Here is a 15,486-nt window from a genome sequence, read left to right on the forward strand (position 1 = left end):
AGCCGCAAGGGGCTAATCAATATGTCATTTTATCGTGTTACGTCTCGTCGACTGAGAAGTAACCAAAAAGGTATATGTTAATGACGCAACGGTATACGCCGGAACAAGCCGAACGGATGAAAAAAAGGCGATATTGGGTATACGTGGATAGCGAGCGTTTCAGCAGCGCAGCGGCAGCGAACAAATACGTGGGTGAAAACATTTTTCATGCCGCGTGGCGTGCCGACCTTATTGCTGAATCCGGCGGAGAGGCGATGCAGATCGGTGACAAAACAAAGTCTGTCAGGCGCGGCAATCATACCGTTGTGCTGGAGCGTCGGGGTGACCTGTCGGATAAATCTGTCCGTGATTACAACGCCGCGCGCAGGAAGTTGTTGAATGCTGGCTGGCGCGACGATGAGCTTGACGAGATGGAAAATGGCGAGCTTTATTCGCAATATAAAAGCGAGTTAGAGCGCGAGCGGTTATTGGTACCGCATTTTTCTGGTTATGAAAAAAAGTACTCTCGAGTGGAGATCCGCCCGGCACAAGGGCGTTTCAGACGCGAAGTGATGTCAAACTGGGAAAATCAGTGTGCCATTACTGGTACACGACTTGCTCTTGAGGCTGCACATATCGTAAGTCACGCAAGCGGCGGCACTGCGAGTGTGGAAAACGGCATCTGCCTTGCTGCGGATTTGCATACACTGCTGGATTCTGGCCACCTGCTTATTCTTGATGGCATTATCCACCTGTCGGATGAAGCAAAAGACGATCTCCGCTACGTAACTTTGGAAGGTTCTTTGCTGCGAGTCCCGCGCGTCAAAGTTCATTTCCCGGCACTTTAACGAATTTGAACTCAAAACGTAATGCCATCCTTTCGTTAAATCCACGATGCATGAAATGAGAGAATGCGACTAAGGAGAGAACGTGTATTTGAAGCACATCAGCGCACGCAACTATCGTGCCTTTGGAGATAGTGTATCCGCACCTGAACTAGACTGGGAGCTTAATCCGGGACTCAACATTCTTGTGGGAGAAAATGATGCAGGAAAGACCTGTATCGTTGATGCTATCCGTCAGATATTGCTGACGACCAGTTATGAAAACATTCGGCTCTTCGAGCAGGATTTTCATATTCACGGTTTAACTCGTTCTAATAACCTTTGTATCCAAGCTACTCTATGTGGGCTAAGTACCGACCAGGAAGCCTCAGTTCTTGAATGGTTGACACTTGGTGAAGATGGAACTTGCTCGCTCATTCTACATCTTGAGGCACGCTTTCATCCCCCCCAGGCCACTAAGCGTCCGCGTGTTGAAACAATTGTTCGAACTGGAATAAATGGCAGTGGTCCAGAAGTGGGTTACGCGGTAAGAGAACTGGTGCGGGCAACCTACTTAAAACCCTTACGCGACGCTGAAGCGGAGTTGAGTTCAGGTCGCCAATCACGTCTGTCACAGATTCTTAGTGCACATAACCAGATTGCTGGCCAAGAAGTAAACGACTTTGATCAGACAATGCCAACTAACATCCCTACGAAACTGGTCGGTTTGATGGCATTCACCCAGCACCACCTTGGTCAGCATCAAGTCATTAAAAGCGTGGAAAAGGACATTAATGACAACTACTTGAGCCAATTTGCGTTTTCAGGGGATGTAATTCAGTCTCGCATCCGTATCGCCCCCAATTTAGCACTCGCACCTATTCTGGAGAAGTTCGAACTATCGCTGCTTCCCGGAGCACACATTGATCCTGATAATCGGTGTGCTCGCGGTCTTGGGTACAACAATGCATTGTTTATGGCCACTGAACTGGTGCTGCTACGAGATGGCGAAGAACTGGGCCTCCTTCTCGTTGAGGAACCGGAGGCGCACCTCCACCCTCAATTGCAAGAGCGCGTGATGGATCTCCTGAAAGAGCACTCTAACGATGATCAGGCACATAAGCGCGTTCAGGTCATTATGACGACGCACAGCCCATCTTTGGTATCAACTGCTCGCATTGAAGACATGACACTGGTGCACAAGGCACATACCTTTCCCTTAGCTGTCGGCAGGACGAAACTCAAACGAACAGATTACTCTTTTCTTCGCCGTTTTATCGATGCAACCAAGGCGAACCTCTTTTTTGCACGAGGCGTCATGATGGTGGAAGGTCCTGCTGAGGCAATCTTGCTACCAGCTATTGCAGAGATGTGCGGTCGCTCATTCTCGAAACATGGTGTCTCACTTGTTAATGTGGGAAATACAGGGCTTTACCATTACGCCCGTATTCTCCAACGGGAAGGAACCGGCCCGGATATCCCAATTCCGGTCGTATGTCTGACAGACCGGGACATTGTACCTGACGTTGCTAAAAGCTATGTCTCAAAACCCGATAAGGGTAAGCGCTTCGATTCTGATTATGACTCCGATGAAATGAAGCAAGTAGTTCAAAGCAAGAAGGACCGTGCGGAAGGTGGAAATACGATCGTCTGCGTATCTGATCGTTGGACACTAGAATATGATCTTGCACACTATGGTTGTGCCAAGCTGATGTACCTCGCCATTTCCCTTGCCGTAAAAGCAAAGTCTCGCGATGAAAGATTAGAAGAAGACGACGAAGTTGAGACACTTGCGGCGGAAGAGAAAAACTGGCTAGCACTGGAGGCTGCGGGTCACTCCAATGAGGCTCTCGCTGCAATTATTTATCAGCCTCTTCAAGAGAAAAAAGCTTCGAAAGCCATAGCAGCTCAGTATGCGGCTTATCTGGTTTGTACAGGCGCATATGGCACGGATGACGAACTGTTCAATAAACTACCGCCATATTTGCAAACTGCTCTATCGCACCTGACGATAGATCCCAAATCCACATCCAAATCCTCAGCGAGGCCGGGGGCTGTATCCGGAGCTTCCATATCGACAGGTGCAACAGGTGCAACAGGTGCAACTGCGGCGACAGTAACAACAACCATGCAGGCAAGCTCTACCGTTCTGTCTAACGTAACTATAAACGGTAATTAGGAGACCAGAAATGAGTGCTGTCCATCTATCTCCAAACGACTTAGCCGAATTGACGACACTAGCCAAAGACCTGAACTTCGACGATGCTGAGCGTCGTTCTGCCCTACTTGAAAACGGATCGCGTGATTTTAATGCAGTACCTGGGAGTGGGAAGACATCGCTGCTTGCTGCAAAACTTTTGTTGCTGGCTAGGAAATGGCCTCATGCAAGAAGAGGCATATGTGTCCTAAGTCATACTAACGTTGCTCGTAATGAGATAGCACATCGCCTGGCGGGAACGGTCGAAGGATCTCAGCTTCTGAACTACCCCCATTTCATTGGTACTATCCATAGTTTCGTCAATCATTTCTTTGCTATGCCCTTACTGCGTAGCTTGGGAGAGAAAATTGATGTTATTGATGATCTGGTGTTCGCGGATAAAGCTCGTTCTCTATTGCTGACTAGAAAATTTGCAGGCCTTCGCACTTATCTGGAAAACCAGAGGAATGGGGAAGGTATCGCCACTACGCTTTTCTATCGAACGGCGGCGCTTAGCGTGCATGTTGAAAGTGGCAACCTTCCTGCATCGCATACAAAGTCTTACAACTCACTGATAGAGCTGAAGAATATTCTTTCTGCTCAGGGTATTTTTCGTCATCGTGACATGTTTGCATTTGCTGACCTAGCGCTCCAGACCTGCCCGAGGCTTCTTGATGTTGTCCATCGTCGCTTCCCGATGGTGTTCATCGACGAAATGCAAGATACCTCTTGGGATCAAGAGTCATTGTTAAATAGTATTTTCGATAGCCGGTCAGTGATGCAGCGTTTTGGGGACATCGATCAGAAGATTCTTTCCGATGAAGAACAGGCTGAATTACTCACATTCCCTAGGGCGGGATATGGATGCATAAGTACCAGCAAACGGTTTGGTAAAGCAATTTCCGATGCTGTAGGGTGTGTCCGCGTCAGTGGCGAGGCTGTTGTTGGTGAGGGCGAAGATGCCCATGCTCCCGTCCTCATCCTGTACAAAACGGATAGTGCAATCAAAGTGGTTGAACGCTTCGGTCGAATCGTTATTGGCCATTTGAGCGAAGACAACATTGGTGAACGAGAGGTTAAGGCGATGAGCGCTCGCAAAACCGGTGAGAGCAACGTTGATGCAGGTCGTCACCTTCTTGATTACTGTCCAACATATGGCGGAGACAAACTAACTGCGGGAATACGTTCCGAAAGTTTCTGGAGTCTTGTCGGAGACAGTAAAGGAACTTTGAAAGAAACATCGTTGAGTTCCAGAGTTTCTGACGTTCGCAGAGCATTATTGCTTGTTCTGCGCGCAGCTGGAGCATCGTTTGTGCAAGACATTCGTGATGCACGAATGCTTCCACGAGCGGCAAAAACTATTACGCCCGCAGGGACAATTGATAAGTTAACACGGCAGCTCGCATTGTCCGGAGAAGAACTTTGTTCAGATGGCCATCAAGATGCACTAATAAAGCTGCTTTACACGCAACTAAAGCCATACTTTCCCGATGAGCTAAGCCTTGAAATATTCAAAGGACTGGGCATTTTTAAAGAAGCAGGTGAGAAGCAGATACTGAACACTTCTACCTCAGCGAGATGTGAAATTAGTTTTGAGGGAAGGACCCTCGACATTGGGCTCGGTACGGTTGCAGGGATGAAAGGCGAAACTCATGCTGCATCTTTGATACTGGAATCCTATGGCGGGACCAGTCGTAAGTTCGATGTTGCTCTTGGACTCGAGTATTTGGCAGGGACGGCGACCAAAAACATTTCGAAGCTTCCAAAAACTCAGCAGGCACAAATGCGCAACCTTTACGTAGCAATGTCTAGGCCAACGAAATTATTATGCCTTGCAGCGAACGAAAATCGAGTTTCACATGAACTACGTGATGCGCTTTTATCTAAAGGATGGATTATCGAGGAAGTGACCTAAAAGATCATGCCGAAATGGGCTATGCTTGTTATTAACTGTTCAGTGCCCATTCGGTAAGTAAGATGCCACAACAGGAGTAGTGAAGGATGCGAACAGAAAACTGAGGCGTAACGTGGTATTGCAGTCTGTCTCGCTCACTAACCCGACGTACAGAGACATAATGGAAAGTATCCTTTAAGAAAATCAAAGACACCAAGCATTTATTCACATGCAATTAAATGAGGTATTATGAATAAAGACATATACTCTTGTTTCACTGACTTAAAAGAAAATGAGCCTGATGGGAGTTTTTACATCAGCTGTGAAATAGAAAACCGTAGTAGGATATATGCTATTATTGCTCCACATGGAGGAAAGCTCGAAATAGGGACAACAGATATATCTCTAGCCATTTCTCGTAAAGACCTATCTCTCTATACGTTCAATGCAAATAAACCCAATAATAATAGAACCCTTCACATTACAAGCGCTAATTTCGATGAGTCTCAATGCGAGAAAATATTAGGGAGTGTAGAAACGGTTTTAGCTATTCATGGTGCAAGAGATCCCGAAACGGAACCGAAAGAGAGAGTCTGGGTTGGAGGAAACCTTCGCGAAACATTTGAAGTGAATTTGAAGGTAACATTGAAACCATTAGAGCTTTTAGTTGAAATAAACTCAAAATTTTTAGGAAGAGAACCTAATAATATCTGCAATCGAGGCATTAGTCGGCAAGGGATGCAGCTTGAGCTAACAAAGTCACTCCGTGACAGGCTAAAAATGGATAAAAAATTTCTAGAGCAATTCAGTGACGCTGTCCGTACTGCTATGATGCTTACATATCCAACTGAATCACCAAGGATAATCTAGACACTTCCGAGCCGTTGATGGACTGACCTCGCCCTTGTAGATCGCTCCAAAGCTTACTGACACGCCCTACATCACTTTTTGCATCAGGTATCGGCTTGTATTGGCCAAAGATGATAAGATCAGCACCATTTAATCCGCATGGTGTTCACTCGAGGGCAGCTACAACTTAGTAGTTCAGGAGGACACGTTGACATGCTAAAGCCCTTGGACCATACACATTGATTTCAGCGTCGGGAAACAAGAGCGAACTTAGATGATTGGTACAACCCCCTACCATGCTAAATATTTTGCACATGAACTTTCTATCCTCCACTCAAACAATGGGGTAGATCGTCTATCCCAATCGCTGTTTGACGCAAGTGTTGATCTAAATCCACATCAGATAGAAGCCGCATTGTTTGCTATCGAGAATCCTTTAAGCAAAGGGACTGTCCTTGCTGATGAGGTTGGCTTGGGTAAAACCATTGAAGCTGGTTTGGTACTCTGTCAATACTGGGCAGAAAGGAAGCGAAAATTACTAATCATCTGCCCTGCCTCTTTGCGTCGCCAGTGGGCAAGTGAGCTACTGGAGAAATTCAACTTACCTTCCCATGTTCTCGATGCAAAAACTTTCAGCCAGCTGCAAAAAGAAGGTGTCTATAACCCTCTAAACAACAAATCGATAACAATAATGTCGTACCACTATGCGGCCAGGTTAGAAGATAAACTGGTGGCTGAAATGTGGGACTTGGTGGTGATTGACGAAGCTCATAAACTCCGGAATGCACATCGAGAAAGTAACAAGATGGGGCAAGCATTAAAACGTGCGCTTGATGGCCGGAAAAAATTGTTATTAACGGCAACGCCTTTGCAGAATTCGTTAATGGAACTGTACGGCATGTCGACGCTTATTGATGAGCATACTTTCGGCGACCCAAAGGCCTTCAGAAAACAATATATGCAGACAGACAGCGATATAGTGGAGCTGAAAGGGAGACTGTCGCACTTTATCAAAAGAACATTACGTAAGAATGTACTTGAGTACGTCAAGTACACGGAACGTAAAGCTATCACAATCCCATTCTATCCAAGTGAACAAGAGCATGAACTCTATGAGCGTGTTCAAAATCTGCTGGAACGTGAGGATAGCTACGCGCTGCCTAAGCGACACAGGCATCTGACAGGGCTTATTCTCAGAAAACTGCTTTCGTCGAGTACTAAAGCAGTTTTGAATAACTTACAGATACTTAAAATTCGTCTTGAGAAACTAAAGCAGAAAGGCATCGTTGAAGATGAGCTAGATATCATTCAGCAGATTATTATTGATGATGATCTTGAAGATGACATCGTTGAAGATGACGAAATATTAAGCGTTGATACAGAGTGCAAAACAATCGATCTAGCTGTACTTCAGGCTGAAATCAATGAGCTTGAGACTCTGATCTTCAAAGCTGAACAAATTGGTGTTGATACTAAAACAAAGGAGTTACTCCTTGGCCTGGAGCAAGGTTTTGCGCAGCTTGCAGAAATGGGGGCAGCAAAAAAAGTAATCATATTTACAGAATCGATGAGAACTCAGCAATATCTTGCTCACTTCTTAGAAAATCATGGTTATCTGGGTAGAGTGGTTACTTTTAGTGGTACCAACAACACGCCGCAGACAAACCAAATTTATCAGCAATGGCTTGAAGAGTATCGTGGTTCTTCTCGCATTACAGGATCGGCGCAGATTGATAAACGTTCGGCATTGATCGACCATTTCAGAGATCATGCTGAAATTATGATCGCCACAGAAGCAGCGGCGGAAGGGGTTAACCTGCAATTTTGCTCGTTGCTGATTAATTACGATTTACCATGGAACCCTCAACGCATCGAACAGAGAATTGGTCGTTGCCATCGTTACGGGCAAGAGTTTGATGTGGTAGTTATTAACTTCCTTAACCAAAGAAACCAAGCAGATCAACGCGTTCTGGAATTGCTGACTGAGAAATTCAATCTTTTCGATGGTGTTTTTGGGGCATCAGACAGCGTATTGGGCAGCATTGAAAACGGCGTAGACTTTGAAAAAAAAATTCAGGCCATTTATGAGTCATGTCGAACACCTGAAGAGATTGAAGCCGCCTTTGAAAAACTGCGAAAAGAGCTTGAAGACGAAATTAACCTCAAGATGCAAAAGACTCAAGAGCAGCTGCTCGAGCATTTTGATGAAGATATTCACGATGTCCTAAAGATCAGGCTTGACGAAGCACAAGAGCGCTTAGATAAGGTTGGCCGCTGGTTTTGGACGGTGACACATTACCAGCTAAAACATTGTGCTAATTTTGATCATAAGCATTACCGTTTCACATTGTGCCAACCAGTCAATGGGTTACCAGTAGGGCAGTACCAATTACTGCGCAAAAGTGTTAACCAAAAAAGCGAATTGCAGAAGCAAGAACGCCATAGTTTTGCGTATCGCATCAACCATCCTCTGGGTGAGTATGTGATTGATACCGCCAAAAGACTAGAGACGCAGACGACAGAAGTTCTCTTCAATTACAGTGACCATACAACGAAAGTCTCCGTTGCTGAGCAACTTACAGGACAAGCGGGTTGGTTGACGCTGAACTTGCTTACTGTGGATGCCTTTAACACACAGCAGTTTTTAGTATTTACGGCAAAGACCGATAGCGGGCGAATAATAGACAGTGAAGCATGCAAGCGGTTGTTTCAGCTTGCAGCAACACCAGTCCATAGTGAAAATATGTCTGCAGAGGCGAACACATTACCCGATGACTTGCTCTTACTCAAAAACAGACAAATCGATGCCCAACTTGCTGAAGTCATGGAGCAAAACAATGCCCTCTTTGAACTTGAAAGAGATAAGCTGGAAAAATGGGCAGAAGATGTGATTTATGCTGCGGAAGAAGCGTTACGCGATACGAAAATGCAAATCAAGTCTTTGAAGAGAGATGCAAGGCTGGCACAATCCATTGAAGAACAAAAACAAAACCAGGAAAGACTAAAACAACTGGAGCGACAACAGAAGCGCCAGCGGATGGAGATTTTTGATATTGAAGATGAAATATCAGACAAACGTGACCTGTTGATCAGTGCCCTTGAAGAGCGAATGAAGCAGAAAACAAAGATCGCAGAATTATTTACCATTCGCTGGAAAGTTATTTAATTGATTTATAAGAGAAAAAAATGAGCAAATACAACGAATTAGTTAAGAAACTTAAAGAAATTTTTCAGATTGATCGACCAGAGCTGGATTTCGGCATTTACCGCATTTTAAATGCCCGTTCCGATGAAATTAATGATTATCTTGAGAATAAACTGAAGATTAAAATCCAGTCTGCACTTTCTGATGCAGAAAACGCTAATAAAGCGGAGTTAGAACAACAACTGCAACTCTCAATCAAAGCTGCGACTGATGCTGGTTTTTCGCCAGAGCAAAGCCCTAAAGTTCAAGAAATTAAAAAGAAATTGTCTTCTATAACTTTTGGAGCTAGTGAGCACGAAAATGCAGTTTTCACCCACTTGCTTACCTTTTTCTCACGTTATTACGACAATGGCGATTTCATCAGTAAACGTCGTTATAAAGGAAATACTTACGCTATCCCGTATGCGGGTGAAGAGGTCATGCTGCACTGGGCAAATAAAGATCAATATTACATAAAAAGTGGTGAAAACTTTTCCAATTATTCGTTTAAGTTAGATGATGGCCGCAAAGTTAGCTTCAAATTACTTGCAGCAGATACGGCAAAAGATAACCGAAAGGACAACGATGTTGACCGACGCTTTGTATTGATTGAACCACATACCCGTACAAGATTCGATGAGGATGGAGAAGAATACGAACAAGTCTTTAATCCAATTGAAGTATTAAAAGTCACCAATACCATAGATGGGCAACCCGTTGAAACCGAAGAGTTAGTAGTTAATTTTGAATACAAAGCGATGGCAAAAGGCATCAAGCAAGAAAACTTAGTAAAGGCTGCCATTGCAACCATTCTTGCAGATAGCAATGTACAACAACATTGGGCTGTTCTTACCAAACGAGCACCTACAGAAAATAATCCAGCTCGTACAGAACTTGAACGTCACCTCACCACTTACACGCAACGTAATACCGCAGATTACTTTATTCATAAAGATTTGGGGAGTTTTTTAACCAATGAGCTAAATTTTTATATCAAGAATGAAGTAATGGATCTTGATAATATTCAGAATGCAGATGTTTTTTCTAATATAGAAAAGCAACTTCGTGTAATTCAATGTTTAAAAATGTGTGCATCTGAGATTATTGCTTTTCTAACTCAATTAGAAAATTTTCAGAGAAAAATATGGTTAAAGAAAAAGTTTGTTGTTTCTGCTGACTATTCAATAACTTTAGACAAATTGGATGAAAGTTTTTACGAGGATATTGCTTCTATTGGTGAACAATGGAATCAATGGGTTACTCTTGGTTTTGTTAGTTCAACAGTAGAAAGAACTGTTGAATATATGAAATCTAATAAAGGACTAATAATCGATACTTCGTTGCTTCCTATTTCATTAAAATCTAAGATTATTAATCAATTTAATAATCTCGATGATTTAGTGGATGGAGTACTTGTTCAAAGCGATAATTTCCAAGCAATCAAGTTACTGCAAAACAAGTATAAAGATAAAGCCAATGTACTATACCTTGATCCTCCATATAACACTGATGCAGGACCCATTTTATATAAAAATGGCTTCAGAAACTCATCATGGCTTGCTCTAATGGAAGAGCGACTTGTACAAGGGAAATCACTTTTAAATAGCGATGGCATCACATGTATTACTATTGATGATTATGAATTACACAACTTGGCTAAGTTGATGGAGAAAATCTATGGGGAGTTAGCAGGTACCGTAGCTATTCGTATCAAGCCATCAGGGAGACCGATTCCAAATGGTTTTGCTTTAGCGCATGAATATGCATTATTTGCACGAAATAATGATTCTACACCGATAAGTAGAATAGAACGCACCACGGAACAGCTTGCCAGATATCGTGAGAATGATGAAAAAGGCCCATTCTTTTGGGAAATGCTTCGTAAAGCTGGCGGCGGTGCTGCACAGAAAGATCGTCCAACAATGTGCTATCCATTTATTCTAAGTTCCGATGGAACTTTAGATTTAGCTCAGTGCGAGTATGATTCAAATGCTGAAGAATATATTAATATTCAAAACTCCGACAATAGTGAGACTATCATTTGGCCGGTTCGTGATGACAATACTATGGGACGATGGTATTTAAGTCGCGAAAAAGTAAGAGATTTAATAGGTGAGCTAAAAGCGGTTCAGCAAGATGATGGTAAGTATTTTATCTACTACCGTCGTCGTCCCAACGAAGGTGTGCAACCATTATCATTTTGGGCTGATGCAAAATATTCTGCTACTGAGCATGGTACAGCATTAATAAAAAAAATGTTCGGCTCTGGTAGCGTTTTTTCTTATCCAAAATCAATTTATGCAGTTGAAGACTGCTTGAAAGTTGCTGGCGCAAATATGAAAGATAGTTTTATTGTGGATTATTTTGCAGGATCAGCAACTACAGGCCATGCAGTATTAAACTTAAATCGAATGGATGCTGGAAAAAGAAAATTTTTATTGATTGAACAGGGTCAATACTTTGAACTGGTTACCAAACCAAGAGTTTTGAAAGCTGCTTTTTCGTTCCAATGGAATGAGGGTTTACCACAAGATAATAACTATCAATCAATAGTTTTCAAAACTATCAAATTAGAAAGCTATGAAGACACATTGAATAATATAATATTGAAAAAACCTGCATTTACAGAGGATCTTTTCTCGCAGAATAGCCATGAACTAAAAAATGATTATTTAGTGAATTATATGCTTGATGCGGAGAGTAAAAATTCTCTTTTAATGACGGATAACTTCCGTAGACCATTTAGCTATATGATGAATATTGCGACTGACTCAGCAGGAGCAACTGAACGCATGAATATAGATTTGGTTGAAACTTTTAATTATCTCATTGGCCTACATGTTAAATCTATTGAATTCAACATCGATCGCGGTTACGTTCGCATAGAGGGTAATTTGCCAACAGGAGAACGTACGCTAATCCTGTGGCGCGACTGCGATAAAATCGGTTATGAAGAGTTGAATAAATACGCTAACCGATTTGATTTATATGCAAAAGAAAAAACGTTTGATGTTATTTATATCAATGGTGATCATAACCTACCAACTGCATTTACAGTTGATGAAGAAGACGGTGAAATTGTCCGTAGTTTGAAAATTCGCCAGATCGAACCTGAGTTCCTAAACTTAATGTTTGCTGAGGAGGTTTAAGAATGGCTAAAAAACCTACTACCGGAAAAGCCGTCAAAAAGCAGACTAACAGCAAATTAAGTTTTCATAAACAGCTGGTTTTAAGTCGCTTTATGTTCCGTTTTTTTAAAGACGGCACATTGCATGGTTTGAAAATCCGTTTGGGTGAAGACCGATTTGAAGGTATTCACGAAGATGGCCAAAGCTTATTCTTCCATGAGTTAAGTAATTACTTATTCGAAGTCGATCTCATCAATCTCGATGAGTTACGTCGTTACGATCTTAATATTGTTAAGCACTGGCAACAAATAACAGAGCATCGTAATCGTAAAGAAGACACTGTATTGAATATGAAATATTTTCAATACCTGTCACTATTGTTTACTGAGATTTATCTCGATTGGTACTTCAATCGTAAACAAGAATTACTTGATGGTCTTAACAGTGAACTCAATATATACAATGCTGAAAATAATGAAACAGCAAAGGATAGAGTTAATCAGTTTAAATCATACATTCTGGATGATTTGAATAAACTGGCATACTGGAATGCTACAGGTTCCGGTAAGACGTTGTTATTACATGTTAATATCTTACAGTACCTACATTACTATCAAAATGGCAATGCTCATCATTATCCTGATAAAATCATCCTGCTTACGCCAGATGAACGTCTTTCACAACAACACTTGGATGAGTTATATAATTCTGGTTTTTCCCACATTCAGTTGTTTGATAAGAGCAAATCAGCTCCGTTTAAAGGTACTGTCGAAGTTATTGATATCAATAAACTTGCTGATGACATGGGTGATAAAACTGTCGCTGTTGAGGCATTTGAAGGCAACAATCTGGTTCTAATTGATGAAGGTCATAAAGGAACAGGGACTGCTGCTGGTGCCTGGATGCGTCGTCGTGACAAATTAACACGAGACGGTTTTGCATTCGAATACTCGGCTACTTTTGGACAAGCAGTATCTGGTGGAAATAATGTTGAAGCTGTAGAAGCCGAAATCAAAAAGAAAAAAGCAAAATTGCTCTTTGAGACAACTGCATTAGGAAAACTGGCTGATGAGCAGTTAGCACAATTAGAACTGACATCAGAGGAATTACGTGATGCGCGTATTCAGGCTACAAGAGAAGTTTATGGCAAATCAATTCTTTTCGACTATTCCTATAAATTTTTCTATGAAGATGGCTATGGAAAAGAGTCTCTAATTCTTAACCTTAACCCCAATGAAGATAAAAAAGATGAGCGTCGTTATGAATACTTCACTGCTTGTTTGCTAAGTTTCTACCAGCAACAATATTTATTCAATAGGAATAAAGATAAGTTAGGCGAATTCAACATTGAAAAACCATTATGGGTTTTTGTTGGCAACACTGTTAGTGGTGAAGATTCGGATATTCACGCAGTACTGCGTTTTTTAGCATGGTTTTTAAATAATGAAACACAAGCAAAATCCTGGATTAGGGATCTTGTCGAAAACAAAGCTAGAATTCTAGATACTAAAGAACGTAACATCTTTGAAAAGCGTTTCACTGCTTTAATCAATGGACCGGAGGATATCTATTTGGATATCCTTGCTCGACTATTTAATACCACACATTCAGGTCAGCGATTAAGAGTATTAAATTTAATCGGAAGTAAAGGTGAACTTGCACTACAGGTCGGTGAAGCAGAACCTTTTGGTTTGATCAATATCGGCGATTCACCCTCTCTTTATAAAATGTGCGAAGAAGATACGACGTTCGATTATCAAAGAGACGATTTTGCTAAGTCTCTTTTCCATACATTAAACGATAAAGATTCACAACTAAATATCTTAATTGGGTCCCGGAAATTTACTGAGGGCTGGAGCAGTTGGCGTGTATCGACTATGGGTCTACTAAATATGGGGCGTGGGGAAGGCTCACAGATTATTCAGCTTTTTGGTCGCGGTGTACGCCTTAAAGGTCGTAATTACTCATTAAAAAGAAGCACACCAGGAGAGCGTCCTAGAGGACTGCATCTCGAGAAGTTAGAAACGCTGAATATTTTCGGTGTTCGTGCCGACTATATGGCAACATTTAAACAATACCTAGAAGATGAAGGGATAACACCAAATGATGATATCCTTGAACTGAATTTTGAAACTCGGCCAAACATGCCTAATACAAAGCTTAAAACACTTAAGCTCAAAGATGGCTACAAGGATAATCAAAAGCATGGCTTCAAGCGTGTTTACTTTCCTGAGCTTTATGAGGTTCCTGCTGAACTACAAGGTAAGATAAAATATCCACAAATCAAACTCGATTTGTATCCTAAACTTGAGTCGATTGATACGAGTAGGAAGGGTGATAACACACCTGTGAATGTCAGAAATGAGGCCAAGTTAGATTATAAAACAATCAGTGCCTTTGATTTTGATCGAATTTATCTCGCTATTCAGGCCTATAAACTACAGCGTGGCTGGTCAAATTTACGTCTGGATAAACAACGGTTGATCGACTTTTGCCTTGGAAAGGTAAAAGTCTCAAACAACTGGTACACACTTTCGATTCCGGCATCGGAACTCGAAATTAAACAATATTCAGATATTGCTAAGCAAGAAGATATCATGCTTCGCCTTCTCACTGATTACACCGACCGATTTTATAATACATTAAAGAATGCTTATGAAGGTCAGTTTTATGAAATCACCCAAGTGAGTGAAGACGACCCATGCATGATCAAAATGTACCACTTTGAAATAGAAGAGTCTGATGACGGTCTGGATTATGCAGAGCGACTTGAACAGTTGCAGCAGATCGTTACTCAAGGTGAAATTGGTAAAGCTAAATCCTGGAATGCCCCGGGTATGATTGCGGTAACCTTTGATAAACACCTTTATTACCCTCTTCTCTCAATTGAGAAAAATGCTGATTTACCGCTAAAAATGCGTCCGACTGCATTTGATGCACCAAGTGAAATTACTTTTATTCAGGATTTACAAGAATTCATTGAGACACCTAAAGGTCAGAAAATCATCGGCAATAAAAGTTTGTACTTGTTGCGAAATGCTGATACCAAAAGTAAAGGTTTAGGTTTCGCCACAGCCGGTAACTTTTATCCTGACTTTTTATTGTGGTTAGTTGATGATGAAAGCGGGAAGCAATGGTTAAGTCTTATTGACCCAAAAGGCATTCGGAATCTGAATCTTGATGATGCTAAATTTGGTTTGTACAAGGAAATTAAAGAGCTTGATAAGAAATTATCTGATGATAACTTAAGTCTAAGCGCATTTATTGTTTCTGAAACACGTTTTGTTGATTTAATAAATGTTTCGGAACCAAAAGATAAGATTGAAGAACGTAACGTACTCTTTCTAGAGGATACTGGTTCTATTTATCTGGAAAAGCTTTTTAAAAGGATAATTGCCTAACGGCCATTTTAAACCCAGTACCATATCTTA

7 protein-coding genes are annotated in these 15,486 nt (G+C 41.8%); all 7 read left to right on the top strand.

The genetic code is table 11. From position 1 onward, the window contains the following. Nucleotides 1-80: 80 nt before the first annotated feature. The 7 genes from HV352_RS20520 (at nucleotide 81) to HV352_RS20550 (ending at nucleotide 15,456) form a co-directional block, all read left to right on the top strand. On the top strand, nucleotides 81-827 hold the full coding sequence (locus HV352_RS20520) for an HNH endonuclease signature motif containing protein (protein WP_048222208.1): 747 nt from the start codon (nucleotides 81-83) through the stop codon (nucleotides 825-827). An 82-nt stretch (nucleotides 828-909) separates the two neighbouring features. Beyond that, complete coding sequence (locus tag HV352_RS20525; protein WP_181635045.1) at nucleotides 910-2,982, top strand: AAA family ATPase; 2,073 nt, start codon at nucleotides 910-912, stop codon at nucleotides 2,980-2,982. Between the two features lie 10 nt (nucleotides 2,983-2,992). Further along, nucleotides 2,993-4,915, top strand: coding sequence for a UvrD-helicase domain-containing protein (locus HV352_RS20530; protein ID WP_181635046.1), 1,923 nt, complete (start codon nucleotides 2,993-2,995; stop codon nucleotides 4,913-4,915). Nucleotides 4,916-5,143: 228 nt separating this feature from the next. Further along, a complete protein-coding gene (locus HV352_RS20535) occupies nucleotides 5,144-5,764 on the top strand; it encodes a poly-gamma-glutamate hydrolase family protein (protein ID WP_181635047.1) in 621 nt (206 codons plus the stop codon). A gap of 253 nt (nucleotides 5,765-6,017) precedes the next feature. After that, the gene (locus HV352_RS20540) at nucleotides 6,018-8,909 is read left to right on the top strand and encodes an SNF2-related protein (protein WP_181635048.1); all 2,892 of its coding nucleotides are present in this window, start codon (nucleotides 6,018-6,020) and stop codon (nucleotides 8,907-8,909) included. Nucleotides 8,910-8,929: 20 nt separating this feature from the next. Beyond that, entirely contained in the window at nucleotides 8,930-12,076 is a 3,147-nt protein-coding gene (locus HV352_RS20545; RefSeq protein ID WP_181635049.1) for a DNA methyltransferase, read from the top strand. A 2-nt stretch (nucleotides 12,077-12,078) separates the two neighbouring features. Further along, nucleotides 12,079-15,456 (top strand): DEAD/DEAH box helicase family protein, encoded by a 3,378-nt coding sequence (locus tag HV352_RS20550; RefSeq protein ID WP_181635050.1) that lies wholly within the window; start codon nucleotides 12,079-12,081, stop codon nucleotides 15,454-15,456. The last annotated feature ends 30 nt before the right edge of the window (nucleotides 15,457-15,486 follow it).

Source organism: Citrobacter sp. RHBSTW-01044 (assembly GCF_013781945.1).
GTDB lineage: Bacteria > Pseudomonadota > Gammaproteobacteria > Enterobacterales > Enterobacteriaceae > Citrobacter > Citrobacter braakii.

What these genes read in the sequence shown, in the direction of transcription:
- HV352_RS20520 (WP_048222208.1), top strand. Translation starts at nt 81, where the DNA reads ATGACGCAACGGTATACGCCGGAACAAGCCGAACGGATGAAAAAAAGG.
- HV352_RS20530 (WP_181635046.1), top strand. Translation starts at nt 2,993, where the DNA reads ATGAGTGCTGTCCATCTATCTCCAAACGACTTAGCCGAATTGACGACA.
- HV352_RS20535 (WP_181635047.1), top strand. Translation starts at nt 5,144, where the DNA reads ATGAATAAAGACATATACTCTTGTTTCACTGACTTAAAAGAAAATGAG.
- HV352_RS20540 (WP_181635048.1), top strand. Translation starts at nt 6,018, where the DNA reads ATGATTGGTACAACCCCCTACCATGCTAAATATTTTGCACATGAACTT.
- HV352_RS20545 (WP_181635049.1), top strand. Translation starts at nt 8,930, where the DNA reads ATGAGCAAATACAACGAATTAGTTAAGAAACTTAAAGAAATTTTTCAG.
- HV352_RS20550 (WP_181635050.1), top strand. Translation starts at nt 12,079, where the DNA reads ATGGCTAAAAAACCTACTACCGGAAAAGCCGTCAAAAAGCAGACTAAC.